The 23,306-nt window shown below is 45.5% G+C and carries 21 protein-coding genes; 11 read left to right on the top strand and 10 right to left on the bottom strand.

The genetic code is table 11. From position 1 onward, the window contains the following. Positions 1-20: 20 nt before the first annotated feature. From XMD579_RS08395 to XMD579_RS08380, 4 genes are all read right to left on the bottom strand, one after another. A complete protein-coding gene (locus tag XMD579_RS08395) occupies positions 21-1,124 on the bottom strand; it encodes a CaiB/BaiF CoA-transferase family protein (RefSeq protein ID WP_173481689.1) in 1,104 nt (367 codons plus the stop codon). 3 nt (positions 1,125-1,127) lie between these two features. Next, positions 1,128-2,285, bottom strand: coding sequence for an acyl-CoA dehydrogenase family protein (locus XMD579_RS08390; protein WP_173481688.1), 1,158 nt, complete (start codon positions 2,283-2,285; stop codon positions 1,128-1,130). 83 nt (positions 2,286-2,368) lie between these two features. Next, positions 2,369-2,764 carry a GFA family protein gene (locus XMD579_RS08385; protein ID WP_173481687.1) on the bottom strand — a complete coding sequence of 132 codons (396 nt, stop codon included), beginning with the start codon at positions 2,762-2,764 and terminating at the stop codon, positions 2,369-2,371. Between the two features lie 12 nt (positions 2,765-2,776). Further along, positions 2,777-3,550 (bottom strand): AraC family transcriptional regulator, encoded by a 774-nt coding sequence (locus XMD579_RS08380; RefSeq protein ID WP_256423111.1) that lies wholly within the window; start codon positions 3,548-3,550, stop codon positions 2,777-2,779. Between the two features lie 257 nt (positions 3,551-3,807). Between XMD579_RS08380 and XMD579_RS08375 the strand changes: the two genes are divergently transcribed. Genes XMD579_RS08375 through XMD579_RS08350 form a run of 6 tightly spaced genes read left to right on the top strand, consistent with a single transcriptional unit; the run spans position 3,808 to position 11,261 of the window. After that, entirely contained in the window at positions 3,808-5,301 is a 1,494-nt protein-coding gene (locus XMD579_RS08375) for a CoA-acylating methylmalonate-semialdehyde dehydrogenase (protein ID WP_173481808.1), read from the top strand. Between the two features lie 42 nt (positions 5,302-5,343). Then, a complete protein-coding gene (locus XMD579_RS08370; protein ID WP_173481685.1) occupies positions 5,344-6,501 on the top strand; it encodes an acyl-CoA dehydrogenase family protein in 1,158 nt (385 codons plus the stop codon). Positions 6,502-6,519: 18 nt separating this feature from the next. Continuing rightward, positions 6,520-7,296: an enoyl-CoA hydratase gene (locus XMD579_RS08365; RefSeq protein WP_173481684.1), complete on the top strand. Its 777-nt coding sequence runs from the start codon at positions 6,520-6,522 to the stop codon at positions 7,294-7,296. Positions 7,297-7,306: 10 nt separating this feature from the next. Next, the gene (locus tag XMD579_RS08360) at positions 7,307-8,404 is read left to right on the top strand and encodes an enoyl-CoA hydratase/isomerase family protein (protein ID WP_173481683.1); all 1,098 of its coding nucleotides are present in this window, start codon (positions 7,307-7,309) and stop codon (positions 8,402-8,404) included. 38 nt (positions 8,405-8,442) lie between these two features. Then, positions 8,443-9,333, top strand: a complete 891-nt coding sequence (gene mmsB, locus XMD579_RS08355) for a 3-hydroxyisobutyrate dehydrogenase (protein WP_173481682.1) — start codon at positions 8,443-8,445, stop codon at positions 9,331-9,333. A 41-nt stretch (positions 9,334-9,374) separates the two neighbouring features. After that, on the top strand, positions 9,375-11,261 hold the full coding sequence (locus XMD579_RS08350; protein WP_173506210.1) for an AMP-binding protein: 1,887 nt from the start codon (positions 9,375-9,377) through the stop codon (positions 11,259-11,261). 165 nt (positions 11,262-11,426) lie between these two features. Here the strand turns inward: XMD579_RS08350 and XMD579_RS08345 are convergent, their stop codons facing one another. Further along, a complete protein-coding gene (locus XMD579_RS08345) occupies positions 11,427-12,230 on the bottom strand; it encodes an enoyl-CoA hydratase-related protein (RefSeq protein ID WP_173506209.1) in 804 nt (267 codons plus the stop codon). Between the two features lie 38 nt (positions 12,231-12,268). Beyond that, on the bottom strand, positions 12,269-12,733 hold the full coding sequence (locus XMD579_RS08340; RefSeq protein WP_173506208.1) for a DMT family transporter: 465 nt from the start codon (positions 12,731-12,733) through the stop codon (positions 12,269-12,271). 184 nt (positions 12,734-12,917) lie between these two features. Here XMD579_RS08340 and XMD579_RS08335 point away from each other — a divergent pair, with 184 nt between their 5' ends. Both XMD579_RS08335 and XMD579_RS08330 read left to right on the top strand, forming a co-directional pair. Then, entirely contained in the window at positions 12,918-13,943 is a 1,026-nt protein-coding gene (locus XMD579_RS08335; RefSeq protein WP_173506207.1) for an MBL fold metallo-hydrolase, read from the top strand. A gap of 18 nt (positions 13,944-13,961) precedes the next feature. Next, complete coding sequence (locus XMD579_RS08330; RefSeq protein ID WP_173481677.1) at positions 13,962-14,234, top strand: MaoC/PaaZ C-terminal domain-containing protein; 273 nt, start codon at positions 13,962-13,964, stop codon at positions 14,232-14,234. Here the strand turns inward: XMD579_RS08330 and XMD579_RS11535 are convergent. The 3 genes from XMD579_RS11535 to XMD579_RS08320 all read right to left on the bottom strand — a co-directional run bounded on the left by XMD579_RS11535 (position 14,184) and on the right by XMD579_RS08320 (position 18,088). Further along, positions 14,184-14,291 (bottom strand): hypothetical protein, encoded by a 108-nt coding sequence (locus XMD579_RS11535; protein ID WP_371740525.1) that lies wholly within the window; start codon positions 14,289-14,291, stop codon positions 14,184-14,186. The genes XMD579_RS08330 and XMD579_RS11535 overlap by 51 nt on opposite strands. Before the next feature lie 341 nt (positions 14,292-14,632). Next, the gene (locus XMD579_RS08325; RefSeq protein ID WP_173481676.1) at positions 14,633-15,331 is read right to left on the bottom strand and encodes a response regulator transcription factor; all 699 of its coding nucleotides are present in this window, start codon (positions 15,329-15,331) and stop codon (positions 14,633-14,635) included. Between the two features lie 6 nt (positions 15,332-15,337). Further along, a complete protein-coding gene (locus tag XMD579_RS08320; RefSeq protein WP_173506206.1) occupies positions 15,338-18,088 on the bottom strand; it encodes a cache domain-containing protein in 2,751 nt (916 codons plus the stop codon). A gap of 180 nt (positions 18,089-18,268) precedes the next feature. Between XMD579_RS08320 and XMD579_RS08315 the strand changes: the two genes are divergently transcribed. Both XMD579_RS08315 and XMD579_RS08310 read left to right on the top strand, forming a co-directional pair. Further along, a complete protein-coding gene (locus tag XMD579_RS08315) occupies positions 18,269-19,909 on the top strand; it encodes a fatty acid--CoA ligase (protein WP_173506205.1) in 1,641 nt (546 codons plus the stop codon). Positions 19,910-19,929: 20 nt separating this feature from the next. Continuing rightward, positions 19,930-20,955: an MBL fold metallo-hydrolase gene (locus XMD579_RS08310; RefSeq protein WP_173506204.1), complete on the top strand. Its 1,026-nt coding sequence runs from the start codon at positions 19,930-19,932 to the stop codon at positions 20,953-20,955. Here the strand turns inward: XMD579_RS08310 and XMD579_RS08305 are convergent. Next, a complete protein-coding gene (locus XMD579_RS08305; protein WP_173506203.1) occupies positions 20,952-21,956 on the bottom strand; it encodes an AraC family transcriptional regulator in 1,005 nt (334 codons plus the stop codon). The two genes, XMD579_RS08310 and XMD579_RS08305, sit on opposite strands and share 4 nt — an antisense overlap. Positions 21,957-22,100: 144 nt before the next feature. Between XMD579_RS08305 and bktB the strand changes: the two genes are divergently transcribed. Beyond that, positions 22,101-23,279: a beta-ketothiolase BktB gene (gene bktB, locus XMD579_RS08300; RefSeq protein ID WP_173481671.1), complete on the top strand. Its 1,179-nt coding sequence runs from the start codon at positions 22,101-22,103 to the stop codon at positions 23,277-23,279. Positions 23,280-23,306: the final 27 nt, after the last annotated feature.

Raw genomic sequence — 23,306 nt, 5'->3', positions numbered from 1 at the left:
TGTTTTTTACTACCTAAGAGCTACAAGAGCTCTAGTTGTTTTAAAATCTCATTGTTGTCGCAACCTAACAGCGGTGCAGGCTTTGGCAACGGATTCGAATGGCCGTTAAAACGAATGGCGGGGGCTACTTGAAGCTCTGCGCCATTGCTATGGGCCACCATGTCTCGCGATTTGAACAAGGGGTGCTCTGCCGCCTGTTTTATACTGAGTACAGGCTCAACACAGGCATCAGCTGCGGCAAATTTCTCGATCCAGTAACTTTGATCTGCCGATAAAAAACGCTCTTGCAGCTTATCTTTGAGAGTACAGTCATCCAAAGCACCCAGCTCAGAAATATTTAATTGCTCTAGTAGCTGTTGCTTAAACTTGGGCTCAAGGCTACCAATAGCCATATATCGCCCGTCGCGCGTGGGGTAGTAATCGTAAAAGCCACCACCGTTTAGAAAGTGCGTCTCCAGCCCTTCGTCGGACGCACCATTTAACTGACCGGGCGCCAACAAGGGCTGAAGCGCAAGACAATTATCCGCCATCGAAATATCGATGTGAGCACCCTCCCCCGTGCGGGTGCGATGAATAACCGCACTCAAAATACCAATCACTGCGGGTTGAGAACCGCCAGCTAGGTCAGCCATCTGTAGGCCACTTAAGCAAGGGCCACTGCTGACACGTCCTGTATGACTTGATATACCTGCAAGTGCTAAATAGTTGATGTCATGGCCAGCCCGATCGGCATACTCCCCATCTTGGCCATAACCAGTGATTGAGCAGTAGATCAAATCAGGTTTGTATTGTTTAAGTTGTTCGTACCCTAGTCCCAACTTGGCCATTACACCAGGCCTGAACTGCTCAACTACAATATCGAATTCTTCCAGAAGCTTATGAACTATCTCTATCGAATTAGGATTTTTTAGGTCTAACGCTAACGACCTTTTACCTCGATTGAGGTAACGAAATGCAGCAGACTGCCCCTCTATTTGGGGCTCAAGATCACGCACAATATCTGGCTTATCAGGGGACTCGATGCGAATGACATCCCCCCCCAAATCCGCGAGCAACATAGTGGCATATGGCCCTGGCAAGAGTGTCGAAAAATCGAGTATTTTTAATCCTGTTAAGGGTTTCATCGACTAACCTAATTCACGCAAAATTTCGCGCGAAATGATGACCCGCTGAATTTCACTAGTCCCTTCGTAAATCGTGGTGATTCGAGCATCTCGACTGAACCGCTCGAGCGGAAACTCCCGCATGTAGCCGTATCCACCTAAGAGCTGAAGCGCGGTGTAACAAGCAGCATTCGCCTTCTCGGTAGAAAATAGTTTCGCCATAGAGGCCTCTTTGGCAAAGCTCATACCGCGATCCTTTCGATCTGCCGCTGACATCAGTAAAAGTCGGGCTGCTTCAAGCTCAGTATAACGATCAGCCATCATCCACTGTATGCCCTGAAAATCGGCAATCGCTTTTCCGAATTGTTGACGCTCAGTAACATATCGCGATGCGTAATCCATCGCAGCTTGCCCAATACCCAATGCGAGAGAGCCCACACCGATTCGCCCACCAGCCAACTCAGCAACAGCAATCCTAAAGCCATCATTAAGTTTTCCCAGCAGAGCCGATTCCTTCACAAAAACCTGATCGAAGTGTACTTCGTTAGTTGCTGATCCCTGTTGCCCCATCTTATGTTCGGCAGGGCCGATGCTGATTCCAGCGAGATCAGCATCCACCAAAAAGCATGAGATACCCTTACCCTTGGGTGCATTTGGATCGGTGACAGCCCAAACAACAAATACACCAGCGAACTGTGCACTGGTAATCCACTGTTTGGTACCTGAGATTGAGAAACCACCTTCGACCCGCTCCGCTTTCGTGCGCATAGATGCAGGGTCTGAACCAGCTCCTGCCTCCGTTAGACAGAAACTACCCGCTTTGTATTCCCCAGAGCAGATTTTAGGTAGATAGTGATTTTTTTGCTCTTCGTTACCAACCGCCTGTATAACTTCCGCAACCATATTAGTTACAGACATGGTGACAGCAGTTGAAGCACAAGCGCGACCTATTTCAGTTAGAGCAAGACTAAATGCAACAGTCCCCGCTTCAGTACCTCCATACTTAGAGTCAATATTCAGCCCCATGAAACCTAACTCAGCTAATGACTTGCAATTCGCTAGTAGCGGGGAGATCTCTTTTGTGCGATCAAGATCAGCGGCAACATCTGCTATCTGGGACTCGGCAATACGCTTTGCAGTCTCTTGTATCAGAAGCTGTTCTTCACTCAATTGCAGATTCATTACGGGAACTCCTGTAGGGGTTTTCCCTTATTAATATCCGAATCTGAATTACTAGTAAACCCTTTTCTTCAGTTTCTAGTTAATTAAGGCAGTCTTTTAACATCACCAACTAATTCAACCCATGGGTGTTTGCGCGACTCATAAATTGAGGTACGCGGTGCTGGGAAATCAGCATCAGCAAAAGCACCAATAGGTATACCGATCATGCCTTTAGCACGCTCGGCGCGATACCAAACCTGACTCCCGCAGCAAGGACAAAAATTAAACGTTACACTAAACCCCTCGTCCCCGATCTGTGTGTACTCCCTTGATTCGCCTTCAATATGAACAGACTCCTGTTCAAACAGTGCCTGATGGCCAAAGGCACTCCCGGTCCTTCGCTGACAATCGAAGCAGTGACAGACAAAAACTTGTAATGGATCAGCCTGAACTACAGCGTTTAACTGTCCACAACTACAGCGTGCTTGGTATTTAGGCATGCTTAGATTCCTTTAAGTCAGAGCCTTGCGATATTGGCTAGGTGAAATCCCAATCTGCTTTCGAAAGATACGCGAAAAGTAGTAAGCATCCTCATAACCTACCTCAAATGCGATCTCCTTTATTTCCATAGCAGTGGTATCGAGCAAGTAGCAAGCGCGCTCTATTTTAAGTTGAATGAAGCGATTAATCGGTGTTGTGCCAGTAATAGCTCTGTAGCGCTTCACAAAATGGTACTTCGACAAATTCACACTGGCTGCCAAAGTATCTAAGTCTATCTGTTCATGGAGGTGCGTTTGCATGAGTGTATGAAGGCTATCTAAGTCCAAACTCTCTCGTTGGCGACGCAACTGTTCAGGCGGCTTAAGAAACGCAACATGTGACAAAATTTGACGAAGCAAGCTTGCCGAAAAGATATGAACTGTCAAATCATGGGCAGAGTAGCGGCAACTCAATAAGGCATCAAAACTACCAGTTAACTGCGGATGAGAACCAATATTTTTTAAATAAAACCCTCCAGGCGACCGTTCAACTTGAGTGTTACTGCAAAATTTTTTCACTAGCGCTCCCTCGAAGTGAACCCAATAAATTGTCCACGGAGAAGCTAGAGACGAAGTGTAACGATGTGATAAGCCCGACGGGACTATTAATACATCTCCCATTTTTACTGAGCTTGAATGACCACTTGCACTAACAACCCCCTCCCCCTGGATACAGTAAATCATCAAATAATCATCGTGTATCAATCGTTCCATCATGTGCCCTTTAGCGTGGCAATAATATCCCATCGCTTTAGGGAATAGATCGCAACTGAGTGGATTATTTGAGAGTTCCTTATAAAGGGCTTTTGGGACCAAATAGCGAACACTTTCAGGAGGTAGAGGCCAATTGGAGGGTCTGCTCATTTTTATGAATCTTCTACTAATGAATTAATTGTTATCGCAATATAGTCCATCAACTAAACAAGATTATCAATCTCATTCCACTTAAAACGGTGCTACAAATGTAAGCGAAATACAAAAGTAATATATATCAGGAGTTTCTCATGACTGTTCGTGTTCCTTTACTTATTGATGGCCAGATGGTTCAAAGCCAATCAGACAAATTCATTCCAGTTACCGATCCTGCTACACAAAATGTTATCGCAGAGGTACCTTGCGCTACTGAAGCAGAAGTTGATCAAGCTATCGACTCAGCTAAGAAAGCATTTGAAACCTGGAAAGAGACACCCGTCGGCGAACGTGCCCGCTTAATGCTTCGCTATCAGGCGCTTTTGAAAGAGCATCATGATGAGATTGCCACCCTACTATCAAGCGAAACTGGCAAAACGTTTGAAGATGCTAAGGGTGATGTATGGCGTGGAATTGAAGTCGTAGAACATGCCTGTAACATCGCGTCATTGTCTATGGGCGAAACTGTTGAAAACGTAGCTCGCAAGATCGATTGTTATAGTATTACTCAGCCTTTAGGTGTCTGTGTAGGCATTACCCCATTCAACTTCCCCGCAATGATTCCTCTTTGGATGTTCCCCATGGCTATTGCATGCGGAAATACATTTGTACTTAAGCCATCAGAACAGGACCCGTTGACACCTATGCGTCTCGCGGAGTTGTTTATCGAGGCTGGTGCACCAGCTGGCCTACTCCAGGTAGTCCATGGCACCAAAGAAGTTGTTGATCAACTACTCACTCACAAGGACACGCCTGCTATATCTTTCGTAGGATCTGTTGCAGTTGGTGAACATATCTACCGCACAGGTACCGAACACCTAAAACGCGTGCAAGCGTTCGCCGGAGCAAAAAACCACATGGTGATAATGCCTGACGCTTCGAAAAACCAGGTTATTAACAATTTAGTAGGCGCCTCTGTAGGTGCAGGCGGACAACGCTGTATGGCCATATCTGTCGCACTATTTGTAGGCAGTGCTAAAGAGTGGATTCCTGAGTTGCGCGAAGCTATGAAGAAGGTTCGCCCTGGCGCATGGAATGACCCCGAAGCTGGATACGGTCCTCTAATCAACCCAGCAGCACGCCAGCGTGTTCTCAATTTTATTCAGCAAGGCAAAGACTCGGGGGCAAATTGTCTGCTTGATGGTACTGACTGCCAAGTTGAAGGCTTTCCTGACGGTAACTGGGTGGGTCCGACACTTTTTAGCGGTGTAACTACTGACATGTCTATATACCAAGAGGAGATCTTTGGTCCTGTACTTTGCGCCATCGAGTTGGATTCTCTCGAAGATGCTATTGAGTTAATCAATGCAAATCCATACGGTAATGGAACATCGATCTTTACATCATCTGGAGCTGTCGCGCGTAAATACCAGCATGAAATCAAGGTTGGTCAGGTTGGCATTAACGTACCTGTACCTGTACCGCTTCCAATGTTCTCTTTTACTGGATGGCGCAAATCTTTCTACGGCGATCAGCACGCTTACGGGAAACAGGCAGTTAAGTTCTACACCGAAACCAAAACAGTAACAGCACGCTGGTTTGAAGAGGATATCGATACTGGGGTAAACACTACTATTCAGCTAAAGTAAGTCATCCACTTCTAACAGATAAAGATAACAAAGGAAAAGTGTATGGATTTTGAACTAAACGAAGACCAAATTGCTTTTGCAGATATGGCTCGCAGTTTTGCACAGAAAGAACTCGAACCTCACGCGGCCATGTGGGACGAAGAGCAGATATTTCCGGTTGATACGCTTAAAAAAGCGGGAGAGCTTGGATTTTGTGGACTCTACGCATCAGAAGATGTTGGCGGTCTAGGTCTTAGCCGCCTTGACGCTAGTATCATCTTTGAAGAGCTAGCCATGGGTTGCACTTCAACTACTGCTTACATCACCATCCATAATATGTCGACTTGGATGATCGCGGAATTTGGCAACAGCGATACTCGTATGGATTGGTGTCCAAAACTAACCGCTGGTGAACAATTCGCATCTTACTGTTTGACAGAGCCCAACGCGGGATCAGATGCAGCTTCCCTCAAAACCACTGCTCGTCGCGATGGTGATGGCTACGTAATCAACGGCAGCAAAATCTTTATATCTGGAGCTGGTTCAACTGATGTCCTAGTCGTTATGGCCCGTACTGGTGAAGCTGGCGCGAAAGGCATCTCTGCATTTGTGGTAGATGCCAAACTACCGGGTATTAGCTACGGACGTAAAGAACAAAAAATGGGGTGGAATAGTCAGCCAACACGAATGATCACCTTTGACGATGTACGTGTACCTGCCTCTGCCATTCTTGGAGCCGAAGGCGATGGATTCAAGATAGCGATGAAGGGGTTGGATGGTGGACGCATAAATATCGGGGCCTGCTCGATAGGTACTGCTCAAGCGGCACTTCAACGTGCTCGCGACTATATGCTCGACCGCAGTCAGTTTGGAAAAACCCTAAGCAATTTTCAAGCTCTGCAATTCAAAATAGCTGATATGACGACCCAGTTAGTAGCTGCTCGCCAGATGATACGTATGGCAGCTAGCCGTCTAGATGCTGGACATCCCGATCGAACTGTTTATTGCGCTATGGCGAAGCAGTTTGCCACGGATGCAGGTTATAACATCGCCGATGAAGCACTGCAGATATTTGGAGGCAACGGCTACATCAAAGAATACCCAATGGAGCGTTATCTGCGTGATAACCGTGTACACCGTATTCTTGAAGGGACTAATGAAATAATGCGTTTGATCATTGCTAGACGCGCACTAATGCAAGATTGCGCCAAAATTCTTTGATCACAAATAGGAGACAGCATGACAGATACACTTCTACTCGAAAAACAAGGCCATACAGCCATCATCACAATGAACAATCCTCCAGCTAACACTTGGACAGAGGAGAGTCTAAAAGGGCTTATTTCATTAGTGAATGAACTGAATGAAGATCGAAATATTTTTTCATTAGTTTTGAAATCAGATAGCGATAAATTCTTCAGTGCAGGTGCAGACCTAAATATGTTTGCAGACGGCGATCGCGCTACAGCACGTGATATGGGACGTTATTTTGGAGAAGCATTTGAAGCTTTATCTAATTTTAGGGGCGTATCTATCGCTGCTGTAAATGGATTTGCTATGGGAGGGGGCTTAGAAGTCGCTCTCGCTTGTGATATCCGTGTTGCAGAAGAGCAGGCTCAATTAGCTTTACCTGAGGCAAAAGTTGGCCTACTTCCCTGTGCAGGCGGCACTCAAAATTTAACCATGCTGGTTGGAGAAGGCTGGGCCAAGCGCATGATTCTCCTTGGCGAACGCGTAAACGCTACTAAAGCAAAAGAGATCGGTTTAGTTGAAGAGCTTGTTGCAACCGGTGAATCATTCAACCGTGCTATGGAGCTGGCCAAACAAGCGGATCAACAGAGCCCAATGTCTATTGCAAGCTGTAAGCTACTTATTCAAAACAACCGAAAACATCACTGGAATGCAGGCTATATGCTTGAGCGTGAACTTTTTGTCGATCTATTCCACTCTGAGGACCAGAAGGAAGGCGTAAATGCTTTCCTCGAAAAACGTAAGCCAAACTGGAAAAACTGCTAAGGGCATCATTATGAGTTGCGTACTATTTACCGAACACGCGACCCAGGATAACCACCTTATCCTGGAAATTTCACTCAATTCAGAAAGGTCGCTAAACGCGTTAACCCTGGAGATGATTGAGCTGATTCAACCGCGCCTGACCGCAGCGGCAAACGACGAACGCGTGAAAGCAGTCCTCCTTACGAGTGCTGGCGAGAAAGCCTTCTGTGCAGGTGGTGATGTAGTCGGACTCTACAAGTCAATCACATCAGGTGAACAGCCGAACTTCCCTGAAAACTACTTCACACGTGAGTACCAGCTCGACTATCAGATCCACACCTACCCCAAACCAATCATATGTTGGGCCAGCGGCATCGTTATGGGTGGAGGCATGGGACTGATGAATGGCTGTAGCCACCGAGTAGTGACTCAGACGTCACACCTTGCTATGCCGGAAGTCACCATTGGTTTGTACCCTGATGTTGGAGGAAGCTTCTTCCTCAACCGTATGCCAGGACGAACCGGTCTGTTCCTTGGCTTAACCGGCAACCCTATTTATGCAGCCGATGCTATCTTTTTAGGCCTTGCGGATCGTTTCGTCGACGCGGGTAAATATGGGGAAATGGTGGCCCAGCTACAAGCTAGCGACTGGAGCGGCGATGCCTACACCAAAGTGACGCAGGTGCTTCGTGCGTTTGAACAGAACTCTACTGACAGTTTCCGGGCTGACTCTCCTATTCAGAATCACTTTGCATTTATCCAGCAGATCACCGACCAAGATTCACTGTCCGACCTTATGTCTGCGATGCACGAACTGGAAAGCGATGATCCATGGATTCAACGTTCGAAAAAAGCGATCTCTCATGGTTCACCTCTCTCAGTACACATTATCGCAGAGCAACTCCAGCGCTCTCGCCACCTATCCCTTAAAGAGGTATTTATGGCCGAACTGGTGCTTTCGGTGCAGTGCTGTCGTAATCGCGAGCTCCCCGAGGGAGTCCGAGCGCTTTTGATCGATAAAGATGGTAGTCCTGATTGGATCTATAAAACCGTGCAAGATGTTAATAGCAACTTTGTAGCGCAGTTTTTCGAGTCACCCTGGAGCGAGAACCCACTCGCTTCGCTCTAAACTTGAGCACATTAAAAATAAAAACAGAGGAAATACAAATGGCAACAATTGGATTTATTGGCTTAGGCAATATGGGTTGCCCAATGGTGGCTAATCTAGTTAAAGCGGGCCACATGGTAAGGGTTTTTGACCTCAACAGTGCCGCTATTACACAAGCTGAAGAGGCCGGCGCAGTAGCTACCACTTCAGCTTATGAGGCAGTGAAAGGTGCCGAGTTTGTAATCACCATGCTTCCAGCCGGCAAGCACGTTGAGAGCCTTTACGTAACGGGCGATCAACCACTATTTGATGCAGTTGAGGCAGGAGCTCTGTTGATCGACAGTTCAACTATCGACGCTGAGACCGCCAAGCGTGTCGCTGCAGCAGGGGCCTCTCGAGGCATCGACTTCATCGATGCGCCTGTATCAGGTGGTGTTGGTGCTGCAACTGCTGGCACGTTGGCATTTATGGTAGGTGCGAGTGAAAACCTTTTCGCTAAAGCCGAACCGATTCTCCAAGGAATGGGCAAAAATATATTCCGCGCGGGCGATAGTGGCGCAGGACAAATCGCCAAATGCTGTAACAACATGATGCTTGGAATACTGATGACTGGCACTGCAGAAGCCCTCAATATGGGAATGAAAAATGGGCTAGACCCAGCTGTTCTCTCAGAAATCATGAAACAGAGTTCTGGCAACAACTGGGCTCTACAAGTATACAACCCAGTTCCTGGCGTAATGCCAAATGTCCCATCGTCCAACAACTATCAAGGCGGCTTTCAGGTTGATCTGATGTTCAAAGACCTCGGGCTCGCAATGGATGTGAGTCAGCAGAGTGCATCTCCTACACCAATGGGTGCCGCAGCTCGCTCATTATTCATGCTACACAAAAGCAAAGGTAATGGCGGACTGGACTTCTCTAGCATCTTAAAACTCTATCAAGATCAGTAACGACTTAACTCACTATCAACAATAAATATAAGTGGAAGGTTATGAGATACGACAACGAATACAGCGCAGCTTTTCAAGATCCGCAAGCTTATTGGGCGTCTCAGGCGAGTCGCATCGATTGGTTCAAAGCACCAAGCACGACACTTAGCAAAACAGATTTTGGTACCTACAGCTGGTATCCCGATGGCGAACTGAATAGCTGTTATCTAGCTCTAGATCGTCATGTAGCCGCTGGCCGCCAAGATCAGGTCGCTCTCTACTACGACTCACCGGTTAGTAATACCAAAGAGGAGATCACCTACTCAGATCTTTTAACTCGAGTACAGCGGTTCGCCGGTGCACTCAAAGCACGCGGTGTTAAGAAGGGTGATACGGTGCTGATCTACATGCCGATGATCCCAGAAGCGGCAGTCGCGATGCTCGCCTGCGCACGCCTAGGAGCAGTGCACTCGGTCGTGTTCGGTGGTTTCGCCCCACACGAGATGGCTATCCGAATAGACGACGCAAACCCCAAGATTATACTTACCGCATCATGCGGCATCGAATTCGACAAACAAATCGCCTATAAACCGTTAGTCGATCAAGCGATTGACTTAGCGACTCACAAACCACAGAACACTGTCGTTTGTCAGCGCCCCATGCTATCTGCGGAACTCGACAAGCCATGGGATCTAGACTGGCAAGAATTTCAAAAAGATGCTGAACCTGCAGAGTGTGTCGTCGTCAAAGGTTCAGATCCACTTTATATACTCTACACCTCAGGCACTACAGGTCAGCCCAAAGGGATAGTGCGCGATAACGGTGGCCATGCTGTTGCACTGAGTTATGCCCTAAACAACGTCTACGGGATGCAGGCAGGCGATGTTTGGTGGGGCGCTTCAGATATTGGCTGGGTCGTGGGTCACTCATTTATAGTATACGGCCCGTTAATGGGGGGGTGCTCAGCAATCTTTTTTGAGGGTAAACCAATTAAAACGCCAGACGCCGGCACATTCTGGCGTGTGATTGCGGAGTACGGCGTCAACTCTATGTTCTGTGCACCGACCGCCTTCCGCGCCATTCGAAAAGAGGATCCGAGCGGCAGTCTCGCCAATCAGTACGACCTCAGCTCACTTAAATGGGTATTTGTTGCAGGTGAAAAACTTGATTCGTCGACCTACGGCTGGCTAGATGAATTGCTAAATGTTCCTATATTGGATCACTGGTGGCAGACTGAAACCGGCTGGCCAATGACCGCACCCATGATGGGTTGGGAGAGCCCCTCAAAAGAGCGACTAGGTTCGACTAACAAACCAATTCCCGGCTATGACATCCGTGTTCTCGATGATGAAGGAGTCGAGGTCGAGAGAGGTAATGCAGGCAATATTTGTGTCTCCCTCCCCATGCCACCAGGAGTGGCCTGGAGCATCTGGAACAATAACGAACGATATCGCTCTTCATACTTGGAAAGCTTTCCAGGCTTTTACCACACAGGCGACGGCGGTTATATCGATGAAGATGGATATATCTACATTACAGGTAGAACCGATGACGTAATCAACGTATCTGGTCACCGTCTTTCAACTGGTGAGATGGAGGAGATTCTTTCAGCCCACAATGCTATAGCAGAGTGTGCCGTTATCGGAGTGCCAGATGAGCTAAAAGGGCAAGTCCCTCTTGGGCTAGTTGTGCTTAAAGCAGGCGAGAATATCTCTGAAGAAGATTTAGTCACTCAACTAGTTAATATGGTTAGAGACCAAGTTGGAGCTGTTGCGTGTTTCAAACAAGCTTTTGTAGTCCAACGTCTACCTAAAACAAGATCAGGCAAAGTGCTGCGAGCAGTTCTTCGTAAGATAGCTGCTAAAGAGGAATACGTGATGCCTTCAACTATAGATGACCCTCTGATTTTAGATGAAGTCCAACAGGTATTATCTAAAGCAGGCTTATAAAAACTCAATAAATTAGTAACTTCCAAAGCTGCTGGCATAAACAGTGTAAATGGCAATTTATCAATAAAGACAAATTGCCTTTTACTACACATCAAATTAAACGCCTCAGTTTTTGCTGCTTGACCTTTCGAGACCACTTAGGCTGTAGCGAGGGTGCACTTAAATTCACTTAGCTTTCGATAGCGACTCCAGTAATCGATGTACTGCGTCAAGGTGTTCTGGTTCGTTATGACACATTCCTTGAAAACAGGCACACAGATCGAGAAAGTCTTTTAACTCCATACGCTGCGCCATTTTCATCAACCTTTTAGTTAGGCGCGTTGCTTTTGGCGGTTGTGCCGCAATGCGGTTTGCCAATTCCAATGATGCGTTTAAAAGCTGATCATCTGGAACAACCTCCAGTACAACTCCGAGTTCTTTTGCCTCTATCGCATCGATTACTCTGCCCGTCAGAGTCAATTCAAAGGCACGTTGATAACCGATTAGTCGCTGCAGAAACCAAGCCCCTCCATCTCCAGGAATAATTCCCAAATTGAGAAATGTTTCACCAAATTTTGCGTGTTCTGAAGCAAGTCTCACATCGGCCATATTTGCCAGATCAAATCCTGCACCAATTGCAGCACCATTCACTGCTGCTATTATTGGTACCTCTAATGATTGCAGTGCCACCGGTAACCGTTGAATGCCATGCCTATAACGCGTTGCACATTCCGCAACATCACCAGCAAAATCTGCTTCCCGATTAGCCATATCATGAACATTACCGCCCGCACTGAATGAGGAACCAGCTCCAGTAATGATGAGTACAGAAATCTCCGATTCACGATTAATCCACTCAACTGTTGCAAGGATATCTTCAACCAGATTTGTCCCCGTCAATGCATTTCGAACATCGTCGCGGTTCATGGTTAAAATAGCGACTCTTCCTTCTTTGCGAATAAGAGCGTCTTTTAAAATTGGTATGGTCACTCTATACCTCGAATATAAAAATGCTTTGATTGAAGGTCTTAATGATTGTTTGCAACAGACTTATCTAATACTAAATAGATACCCAACGCCATTATCAGCAGTCCAGCGATTCGCTTAAGGGTAATAACATATTGCTGCGCACCGAATAGCCCAAAGTGATCAATTGCGCTCATCGCTATTAGCTGTCCAAGCAACGCAAAAGCGATAGCATTAGAGACGCCAAATCGAGGAACAATCCAGGTTACGCTGATGACGTAAAAAGCAACGCAAAAACCACCCAAGTAGAAATAGATGGGTAGATCATCTGCAACAAATTTACTCGGGAAGCCCTCTGTTACGAGCAAGTAAACTGCAACTGATGTAAAACCTAATGCAAGCGCCATTGCAGTAGCCAATGATGAACTCATTAGACGACCACCTAAGCCACCATTTAAGGTTGCCATAGTCGGAATACCAATCCCTGCAAGCAACATTACCAAAGCATATACAATTGAATTATTCATTTCTGATACTCCCACAAAGCCTTCATAGCCTAACTTTAGATAATTATTTTTATTGTTTGAAATAATAGCAATCTACCTGATCTACGGAAATCAACTCAAAGATAGTTTCTCGATCCGATATACAAAAATCTATAAAATAAAATGTTTAAGAAGCCCCCATAACCCAGCGACAACAAATGAGCTCATGCATTCAGATCAATTAATCAACTTAACTCGAAAGCCAACTAAAATTACTAATGGCATTTATCAAATACGGCTCCCTCTTCCCTATGCATTAGATCATATAAATGTATACCTTATTGAGGATCATGACGGATGGATTCTGGTTGATACTGGGATCAAGAGCGAACACTCGCAAACTATTCTAAAAGAGATTCTAAATACGCTACCAAAAGCAAAGCCCCTTAAAGCCGTCCTCGCAACACACACTCATGTGGATCACATTGGAGTAGCTGGTTGGATTTGTGAAACCTGGCAGGTGCCTCTCTGGGTCACTAAAGCGGAGTATGATGGATTACAGCATTTTCTGGGAATGGATCCGAAAAATGACACCACTCTAGCTACTGAGTTAAACGACTTTTATCATTGCGGGGGCATACCTGAGACAGATTACGAGCTAATAATTAGAGGCTTATTGGGCTTTCAGAAAGCATTCCACCCCCTCCCAGATAAATACCTATCGCTGGAAGAGGGAAAATTAGTCATCAATGGTGAAACCTGGCAGATACAAATCAATGATGGCCATACGGTTGCACACACATCACTGTTTAATCAGGACCGGAGCATATTAATATCGGGCGACCAAGTGCTCGCTAGGATTAGCTCTAATGTCAGCGTCCGTTTTGGAGAACTTAATAGCAACCCACTAAAAACTTGGATTGCCGGTTTAGAGCGGCTTAAATCACTGCCTAAAGACACATTGGTTCTTCCATCACATGAGAAGACGATCTCCAATCTCCATGATCGTGTAGATGAGCTTATTAAAGGTTATCTAGAAAACGCTCACAAAATACTCAGCTTTTGCCTAACACCGAGTACTGCCGAAGAGATTCTGAGAGCTCTCTTTCCAAGGGCGCTCTCACCTTTGGATCATCACCTAGCTTATGGTGAGACGATGGCTTATATCAACTACCAGTTGACTGAAAAGAATATTCAAACACTGGGGGCTGAGAGTGATATTCCACTTTATAAAGCTCTGCCTAACCAATAACATTAAAGAGACGTTACGATGCTCTATTTAGAAGATTTAAAAGCAGGCGATAAATATATAAGTGAAAACTATGAGATCACTGACGAGAATATCGTAGCTTTTGCCGAACACTATGATCCTCAACCATTCCACCTTTCAGATGAATCTGCGCAGGATTCCTTCTTTGAAAGTCTTGCAGCGAGTGGCTGGCAGGTAGGTTCTATCACTATGCGTCTGATTGCCAAATCCCTGCCGATTGCCTCAGGGGTTATTGGTGGTGGCGTCACCCTTCTTAACACCCGCCTTGTTTAAGGCGCTTGCTAATTGCTTACAGCGAGCAAAGGTTTCGCTCCAGGTACGACGTACCAAGCCATTTACCGTTGCGGTGCGATCTGGATAAACAAAAGCCGAACGCTCCAGAAAACTAATTGGTGTAAGTGCCGCGTAGTTCGCTGCACATTGGTCAAGGTTTGTTTCAAAGGGTGAGTTATGTATTTTAATGTTCCTTATTATTACTAAATGCAAACGTATGAAATTGCTGAGTGATTTATCTCAGCAACTACTTTTAATTAGTACAATTATCGGGGTAGGGATTTCACGAAAAAATGTTAAATACAGACATTTACTTGTTAGACCTGGACATAAAAAATATGGTTTTTATATTGTTTTTGAATTAAGTAGCAGATGTTAGCAATCAATCCAGATAATTCTTAATTTTCCCATCTAACATCAACTGTTAGCATATACCCAGCTCCATAAACGGTTTTAATAATTTTTGGGTCTTTAACATTTTCTTCGACTTTTTTACGCAATCTGGACATACGCGAATCGATACTTCGGTCGTAAGGAATAATCTGATCACCAAGAAGTTGATCACGCGTTAATATCTTTTTGGGCGCCTTCAAAAACGAGACAAGCATATTGGCCTCAGCCGTGCTTAAAATCGTCTCTTCGCCTGTTTGTGATGTAAGAGTTAATGAATCCAAATCAAAACTCCAGCCTGAAAAACGAGCTATACGTACAGCATTAGCCACATCGTCACGATGGATTCGACGCAATAGACTCTTGACCCTTGCGACCAACTCACGCGGTTCAAAAGGCTTAGTGAGGTAATCATCAGCACCTAACTCTAGACCAAGCACACGGTCGGGAAGACTGCCACGACCTGACAGGATCAAAACCCCCACGTTGAACTGATTCACCATCTCTCCGACCAGCGTCAGCCCATCCATGTCTGGCAAACCCAAATCGACAACACAGAGTTCTGGTCTTTGCTGCTTAAGTCCTTTAAGAATTGCAGCGCCCGTGTTAAAGGTCGCTACTTGGTAACCAAATTTCTCTAGCTCTAATCTAATCAGATCACAAATATCTGACTCATCATCGACCACGTAGATCAGATTCTTTTCCATATATCGTTATCCTTTTGCTACCGTCCTATTAAGGGCAGTCACAATCTGTTCTCGTGTAAATGGCTTAAGTAATATTTCGTAGCAGGCCGCAGTTGAGCGTTCGCCTGCATACTCAGAGTTACCCGTCATTAATAAAATACGTTCAACACCCTTATTACCACATAGATGATTAGCAAGCTCAATGCCATTAAAACGTCCCGGAAGATCAATATCACTGATTAGGGTGCCAATATCAGGAATGGCATCTATCAATAAAAGCGCCTCATCAGTATCCGAGGCTTCTACTACGCTTAAGCCCAAAGAGGTTAATTGATCACGCACAACCTGACGCACATCAAGATCATCCTCAACTAACAGTAAAAGCCCGTCCTTCAGTACTGGCGATAATTTCTCAGTATCCCCAGAGAGCTGATGCACCTCTACCCCACTCTGTTCTGCCAAAGGTAAAAGAATAGCGATCGTCGAACCCACATCTGGATTATTCCGAATGCTAATGTAACCATTTGACTGCTTAGCAAAGCCATAGACCATACTTAAACCAAGCCCCGAGCCACGACCTTTCTTGGTCGTAAAAAACGGCTCAAATGCTCTCTGAACTGCATCACCACTAAATCCAGAACCGGTATCTATTACTTCTATTAGTGCATAGTCCCCTGGGACAACCGCCTCATCAAAACCATTAAGGGATGCGTTGGCACTGTTGACCACTCGAATTTCAATTTGACCACCATCGGGCATGCTATCGCGCGCATTGAGCGCTAAATTGATTAGGGCATTTTCAAACTGCGACAAGTCAACTTCTATTAAAGCATCAGAAATACTTGTGACTTTAAAATCTATAGAAGCTGGCAAAGAACTTTTTATAAGCTCTGAAACCCCATTAATAGCATCTGCCGCTCCCACAACGACTAGCTCTTGAGACTGTGCACGAGCAAAAGTCATCAAGCGCCTAATAATATCAGCCCCACGATAGGCCGCTCTCAACGCAGGCGATAGATTGGCCTCAATGCTCTTTGACTCATTATGATCTTTAGCTGCTATAAGGTTCCCGATTATAACTGTAAGCAAATTATTAAAGTCATGCGTCAAACCGCCCGCCAACTGGCCGGCAGCAGTCATGCGAGAGGCCTCAAGCATCCTTCGCTCTGAATTTTTCTCATCTGTGATATCGAGTGATAGGTTGAAAATGCCAACAACGTTTCCAGCAGCATCAAACTCAGGAATGAATCGACGACGCGTTATTAACTCTCCCTTTGGCCCTTCGGAAACATACTCAAAAACAACATCCTCACCAGAGAGGCAGCGATTAATGTGAGAGGCAATTTCTACCTGCATAGATCCCGGAATAACATCCCTTAATCTGCGACCAATAATGCCCTCCTTGTTCAATCCATAAAACGCCGCATATTCACGGTTAACAAAAAGGAAACGTAGATCGCTAGTTAGATAAGCAACCTGAGCAGGGAGGGCATCCAGAATAAGTGTTTGTCGCTCCTCTAATTGTTCGACCATGTTGGATTTGCGCACAACCTCTTGGCCAAGAGCATCCACACTATGCCCGATACGTGCGACCATACTGTCAAAAGTAGAGGCAAGAATACCGAGCTCATCATCACGCTGAATACCTGATCGAACTCTAAAATCACCATCTTTTACAAGCTGGGCAGCGGATGCAAGGCGACGAAGAGGCGAAAGAATTCGGTCAATAGCAAAAGAGCCGACAATGACGGCTATAAGAATTGTGGTAAGCGCAATCAACAGGATTCGCTGGCTTAGAGTGAAAGCGCTACTTTGCAATTCATCCACATAAACAGATGAACAGATATACCAGTCGAGGCCTTCTAATTTGCGAACAAGCGAGATCTTCTCATGCACATAGTTACCCGGATCAGCAGGCGAGTCCCAGGCATAGACAAGCTCTTCTCCAGTGTCAGCAACTGATTTCAGATCGAAAATAATCGACCTTCCCGTGGTGGGATTTTTTAAATTGGTAGCATTAGTCTTATCTATATTAGAGTTAGGGTGCGAAACCAAATAGCCCGCTGAATCAAAAATAAACATGTAGCCAGTGCTGGCTATCTTAATCTCCATTAACGCTGAACGGAGCTCATCAACCAACTGCTGGCGCCGTTCAACCACTTGTCGCTCAATATCAGCCATAAACACGCCGGTACCAATACTGATACCTAGATCAGGAAAAAAGCGGATGAAGGATAGTTTTTCAGAAGAGGTCTCACTGCCAACTGGCTGCCAAGGATAGCTAATGAAAGCCTCGCCTTTCTCTGTTACTTCGCGGTGTATTTTCGCGAGTTTAGCGAGCTGACCATCAGAACTATCGGAGATTGGCTTACCAATTAACTCAGGGTTGGGGTGTGATAGGAGCACACCGTTGCGATCCGCTATCCAGATATAACCCTCTTCGTCATATCGAAGCTGTTCGAACAGTTTAATAATCGCTCTTGGATCGCCGCCTGCTACAACAGAGCGACTTAACTGTGCGCCCACTAGATCAACGATGGTACGCAAAGAAGCTTTACGTGATTCAAGTGCCTGTAGCCTATAAGTATCGACACTCGAGAACATCTTGTCCGCCAGCTGATAGACATTATCCAGCGCCAAACGAGCAGAGTTACGCTCAATCTTGTAAACCTCCGCACGAATAAGAGGCACGGAGTAGCTATAGATACCAATAAAGGTCATTCCAAGCATCGCCAAGATGAGCAGTATGGAGCGATTTCGAATCTTATTCTGTTTCATGAAATCAAATATTCATCACCAAAGGAGCTAGTCTATTCGTTATGGGAGTTAATTTCTGCATCAGTCACATTTCGGTGGAATTTAGACAGAACTGCGCAAACCTTAAGATATTTAATAGAGACTCACTAAATCCCATTAAAACTTGTCCCAGCAACAAATTTTAAAGAAGAGCAAACACCGATGAAAACAACAAAAATACTGGCACCAACGGAAAGTGCTTACCAATACCCCCTTCTAATCAAGAGTCTACTTCTTTCAGGTGTCAGATATGAGCCTAACCAGGAGATCGTTTACGGCGATAAGGTTAGATACAACTACGTTGAACTTAATAAACGTATTGCTCGCCTCGCGAACCTGCTTACGAAAGCTGGCATAGGTGCGGGCGATACTGTTGCTGTAATGGACTGGGATAGCCATCGCTACTTAGAAGCGTACTTTGCCGTACCAATGATTGGTGCAATCTTGCACCATGTAAATATTCGTCTAAGCCCGGATCAAATTACTTACACGATGAACCATGCAGAAGATGACATGGTCTTAGTACATGATGATTTTGTAGAACTCTTTGAAGACATTGCCTCCCAGGTTCCATCTGTGAAAGCGGTGGTTCAATTGACAGATGAAGAGAGTGCAAAATCCACAAAGCTTGCGACACTTGGCGAATATGAAGCGTTACTTGCAGAGTCTTCTGAACAATATGATTTCCCTGATTTCGATGAAAATTCTGTAGCTACAACCTTCTATACGACCGGCACAACCGGAAACCCTAAAGGGGTCTTTTTCTCACACCGACAACTGGTACTGCACACACTTAATGCTGCTGTCACTATGGGGGCATACGACGCACTTCCACTGCTTCGTTCTGATGACGTCTACATGCCTATGACGCCTATGTTCCACGTTCACGCATGGGGCATCCCATACGTAGCAACAATGAAAGGCATTAAGCAGGTATACCCTGGTCGTTATGAGCCAAACAAACTGGTCCGCCTATACCGCGAAGAGGGTGTAACCTTCTCGCACGGCGTTCCTGCTGTGCTCCAGATGATTCTTGAGTCTGAAGAGGCCAAAACAACCGATCTATCGCGTTGGAAATTAATGACCGGAGGCAGTGCACCGACACTTGGCCTAGCAAATGCTATGGCTGCCAAAGGAATTAAATTCCATACCGGATACGGCATGTCAGAAACCTGTCCTCTACTGACCATAACCTACCTGCACTCCGATACACGTGAATTGTCTATCGAAAACCAGATGAGCACGCGTATCAAAACAGGCGTTCCAATGGGTCTTGTTGACCTGCGCATCGTAGACCCTAACGGCAACGATGTTCCGCACGATGGCGAAGCTATGGGTGAAGTAGTGGTTCGTGCACCTTGGTTAACACAAGGGTATGTAAAAGAGCCCGAACGAAGCGAAGAGCTGTGGAGTAACGGCTGGCTGCATACGGGAGATGTCGGCTCAATTGATGGTCGCGGTTTCTTGCAGATAAAAGACCGTATCAAAGATGTCATCAAAACTGGCGGCGAGTGGATATCTTCCTTAGAACTTGAGAATCTAATTAGCCAACACCCAGCTGTGAACGAAGTCGCTGTAGTTGGCATACCAGATGAAAAGTGGGATGAGCGCCCGCTTGCACTCATCGTAGCTGCTGCCGATACAACTATAGAGCCAACTGAAATCCAACAACACTTAATGCAGTTTGTAGAGAGTGGCCGCATCAATAAGTGGGCCATACCGCAGCAAGTACAAATTGTTGAGTCGATTCCGAAAACAAGTGTCGGTAAAATCGACAAAAAGGTAATACGCGCAAACGTATAACAACGGAAAACTTGGACAATATGAATTCAGTGCAATCAATATCCGAAGACAACCTGCTGGGTATTCCCACAGAGGTCGCAGAAGGCATCTACCAAATTCGGTTACCCCTACCCTTTGCACTGGATCATATTAACGTTTACCTAGTCGAAGATTCCGACGGGTGGATCCTTGTTGATACAGGTATTAAAAGCGAAAAGTCGCAAAAAATACTAGAAAACATCCTAGGTAAACTGCCTGAATCAAGACCTTTAAAGGCCGTACTAGCTACTCATGCTCATGTAGACCACATCGGCGTGGCTGGATGGATCTGTGACAAATGGAAAGTACCACTTTGGGTAAGCAAGCCCGAGTACGATGGGATAAATCAATTTTTAGCAATGAACCCCGCTGAAGATTCCCTCCTCTCTAAGAGTCTGAATGAGTTTTACCATCAAGGAGGGATTCCCGAGTCTGAGTACGAGCTAATCATTAAAGGGTTATTGGGCTTTCAACGGGCCTTTTATCCCCTACCAAGCACATACAAAGTACTTGAATCAGGCACCCTCACCATCAAAAACGAGACCTGGGATATTTTTGTAAATGATGGCCACACCGTAGCCCACGTATCTCTGTTCAATCGAAATAGAAATATACTCATTTCGGGAGACCAGGTACTGGCGAGAATAAGCTCTAACGTTAGCGTTCGATTTGGTGATGCCAACGGTAATCCATTAAAAACTTGGATCGATGGATTACTGAAGCTTAAAGAACTTCCGCCTAGCACGCTCGTGCTACCTTCCCATGAAAAATCCATGACTAATCTTTCAGCTCGAATTGATGAGCTAGTTGAGGGTTATCTTGAAAATGCACACAAAATCACTCGTTTTTGTAAAACGCCTAGCACCGTCGAAGAGCTTTTAAGAGCGTTATTTCCTCGCGAACTTTCGCCGTTCGAACACCACCTTGCTTACGGAGAAACCAGGTCCTATATCAACTATCAAATTGCACAGCAGAAGCTTGAAGTTGTCGGGGGTGAGAGCGATATTCCTCTATACGTTGCCATTTAACTTTTCGCTCTAAACGTATGTGGCGAAACGCCAGTCCAGTTCTTGAATGCACGAGAGAAAGAGGGAGCATCAGAAAAACCTAACTCAATAGAAATGTTATGGATTGAGAGTTTTTTCTGGCCAAGCAATGTAATTGCCTGATCAAGCCTTACGCGATCCTTAATAGATTGAAAACTGCTCTTTTCATCCGTCAGTTTGCGCCTCAAAGTTCGGGAAGTTAGGTACAGCTCTTTCGCCAAATGCTCAATTGATGCATCAGCAAACCCAACCCGCACCAAATAGTCATAGGTTTTTTTAGTAAATGTTTGCTGATACGCCTGCTTTGTAAACCAGTCGTACGGTAAGCGCCTTATGTATTGATCCAAACTACCTTCATCTTGAACGATAGGAAGTGACATCTGACTGCGCTTAAAAACCAAAGCATTAGCGGTTTTATTAAACACAACTGGGCAGGGGTACATGAGCTGATATTCAGAAAAATACTGCTGTTCCGAAAATGCAAATTCAATAACTTTAAGATTTATTGTTTTCCCAACTAACCAACTACCAAATCGATGCCAAACCATCAGATAAAACTCCTCTAAAGTGTGACCTGTGTAGTGGTCACTTGGATCGACTTTCAGTGTTAGGCGCACCCACTCAGCATCCTCCTCTATATCCAGCTTCATTGCGCTACCAGTAAGCACATAAAAGTCACATAAATATCGCAATAAAGAGCCAAGATCAGGTAAGTGAACGGCGTGTTTAGCCATTAGCATGAACAAGCCAAACCTGGCTTTTTTATTGGCCATTCCCATAAACTCATCATCCATGGAACGCCAAATAGACAAAATAAAACGGGAAAATTGCGTTGGCGTAACACGTGACAACCGACTAGTAAGAAGACGGGGATTTATACCCGCCTTACTGAGTAACATTGGCACATCAATACTCGTATCATCCAAAGCGCTTATCAATTCATGAACGAAGTGAATGGAGATAGTTTGCTGAACAGATTTCATGCTTTTTCTATTCCGTAATAAGTGAGCAATTATTTTATATAAGCATGTCCGTTTTTGCTAATTTATGATCTGTTTTTGCAATTCTAACCCCTATTAACATCCGTAAAATGTGTCCTTTGTAACAATTCAAAGTCGGAGTTTTTCATGCAAGAAGTAGTTTTTCTAAGCGCTGCCCGTACAGCTATCGGTACCTTTGGCGGCTCTTTTAAGGATCAAGCACCAACACAACTTGGGGCACTTGTGATAAACGAAGCGATTAAACGCGCTGGCGTAGAAAGCTCTGACATCGAACAGGCTGTCATAGGAAATGTGACCCATAGTGAAGCTGCAGATATGTACATGTCGCGCGTGGCTGCTATCGGCGCAGGCATCCCAGAAACAACACCTGCACTAACAGTAAACCGCCTTTGCGGTAGTGGATTACAGGCAATTCTAACTGCAGCCCAACAGATTCAATTAGGCATTTGCAAAACAGTGGTCGCTGGCGGTGCCGAATCGATGAGCCGAGTTCCATACCACCTTCCTTCGGCACGTTTTGGACAACGTATGGGGGATGGAATAATGGTTGATGCAATGGTGGGAGCACTCACCTGTCCCATCAATAAAGTACACATGGGTGTCACTGCAGAGAATCTTGCAGAAAAATACAACATCTCCCGTGAAGAGCAGGATCAACTGGCAGTCACAAGCCATAATCGAGCTCAGAAGGCGATAGAAAATGGCTTCTTCAAAGAGCAGATCGTACCGGTAACATTGAAAACCCGTAAAGGTGAACAACTATTCGATACCGATGAGCATGTTCGCCACAACTGCGCATTAACTGACATGAGCAATTTAAAACCTGTATTTAAACGTGAGGGTACGGTAACTGCAGGTAATGCATCGGGACTGAATGATGCGGCAGCTGCTGTAGTCATGATGTCTGCAGAAGAGGCTCAGCGTCGCAACCTAAAACCGATGGCACGACTGGTCGATTACAGCGTTGCTGGTGTAGACCCAGCCTACATGGGAATTGGTCCAGTGCCTGCGATTCAACAGATCCTTGCGCGCCAGAACCTTTCTGTAGATGACATCGATCTATATGAAGTCAATGAAGCCTTTGCAGCACAGGCTTTGGCTGTTGCTAAAGAGCTAAAACTACCTATGGATCGTCTAAATCCAAACGGAAGCGGGATATCTCTAGGACACCCAATTGGTGCGACGGGCGCCATCATCACGACAAAAGCACTTTACGAACTTGAGCGCACCCAAGGCCGCTTTGCAATCATTAGCCTATGTATCGGTGGCGGCCAAGGAATAGCTGCACTAATAGAACGAACTTAATCAATTTTCGCTCGACACTATCACCCT

The organism is Marinobacterium sp. xm-d-579 (assembly GCF_013282935.1).
In the GTDB taxonomy this organism is placed as follows: domain Bacteria; phylum Pseudomonadota; class Gammaproteobacteria; order Pseudomonadales; family Balneatricaceae; genus Marinobacterium_E.
Note: the sequence above shows the minus strand (reverse complement) of the source record. Positions and strands in the feature narration are given on the sequence as shown.

Excerpts from the sequence above, each read along its gene's own strand:
- XMD579_RS08380 (WP_256423111.1), bottom strand. The coding sequence starts at position 3,550 with ATGGGATATTATTGCCACGCTAAAGGGCACATGATGGAACGATTGATA.
- XMD579_RS08395 (WP_173481689.1), bottom strand. The coding sequence starts at position 1,124 with ATGAAACCCTTAACAGGATTAAAAATACTCGATTTTTCGACACTCTTG.
- mmsB (WP_173481682.1), top strand. The coding sequence starts at position 8,443 with ATGGCAACAATTGGATTTATTGGCTTAGGCAATATGGGTTGCCCAATG.
- XMD579_RS08330 (WP_173481677.1), top strand. The coding sequence starts at position 13,962 with ATGCTCTATTTAGAAGATTTAAAAGCAGGCGATAAATATATAAGTGAA.
- XMD579_RS08310 (WP_173506204.1), top strand. The coding sequence starts at position 19,930 with ATGAATTCAGTGCAATCAATATCCGAAGACAACCTGCTGGGTATTCCC.
- XMD579_RS08360 (WP_173481683.1), top strand. The coding sequence starts at position 7,307 with ATGAGTTGCGTACTATTTACCGAACACGCGACCCAGGATAACCACCTT.
- XMD579_RS08370 (WP_173481685.1), top strand. The coding sequence starts at position 5,344 with ATGGATTTTGAACTAAACGAAGACCAAATTGCTTTTGCAGATATGGCT.
- XMD579_RS08320 (WP_173506206.1), bottom strand. The coding sequence starts at position 18,088 with ATGAAACAGAATAAGATTCGAAATCGCTCCATACTGCTCATCTTGGCG.
- bktB (WP_173481671.1), top strand. The coding sequence starts at position 22,101 with ATGCAAGAAGTAGTTTTTCTAAGCGCTGCCCGTACAGCTATCGGTACC.
- XMD579_RS08385 (WP_173481687.1), bottom strand. The coding sequence starts at position 2,764 with ATGCCTAAATACCAAGCACGCTGTAGTTGTGGACAGTTAAACGCTGTA.
- XMD579_RS08365 (WP_173481684.1), top strand. The coding sequence starts at position 6,520 with ATGACAGATACACTTCTACTCGAAAAACAAGGCCATACAGCCATCATC.
- XMD579_RS08390 (WP_173481688.1), bottom strand. The coding sequence starts at position 2,285 with ATGAATCTGCAATTGAGTGAAGAACAGCTTCTGATACAAGAGACTGCA.
- XMD579_RS08335 (WP_173506207.1), top strand. The coding sequence starts at position 12,918 with ATGCATTCAGATCAATTAATCAACTTAACTCGAAAGCCAACTAAAATT.
- XMD579_RS08315 (WP_173506205.1), top strand. The coding sequence starts at position 18,269 with ATGAAAACAACAAAAATACTGGCACCAACGGAAAGTGCTTACCAATAC.
- XMD579_RS08375 (WP_173481808.1), top strand. The coding sequence starts at position 3,808 with ATGACTGTTCGTGTTCCTTTACTTATTGATGGCCAGATGGTTCAAAGC.
- XMD579_RS08305 (WP_173506203.1), bottom strand. The coding sequence starts at position 21,956 with ATGAAATCTGTTCAGCAAACTATCTCCATTCACTTCGTTCATGAATTG.
- XMD579_RS08350 (WP_173506210.1), top strand. The coding sequence starts at position 9,375 with ATGAGATACGACAACGAATACAGCGCAGCTTTTCAAGATCCGCAAGCT.
- XMD579_RS08325 (WP_173481676.1), bottom strand. The coding sequence starts at position 15,331 with ATGGAAAAGAATCTGATCTACGTGGTCGATGATGAGTCAGATATTTGT.
- XMD579_RS08340 (WP_173506208.1), bottom strand. The coding sequence starts at position 12,733 with ATGAATAATTCAATTGTATATGCTTTGGTAATGTTGCTTGCAGGGATT.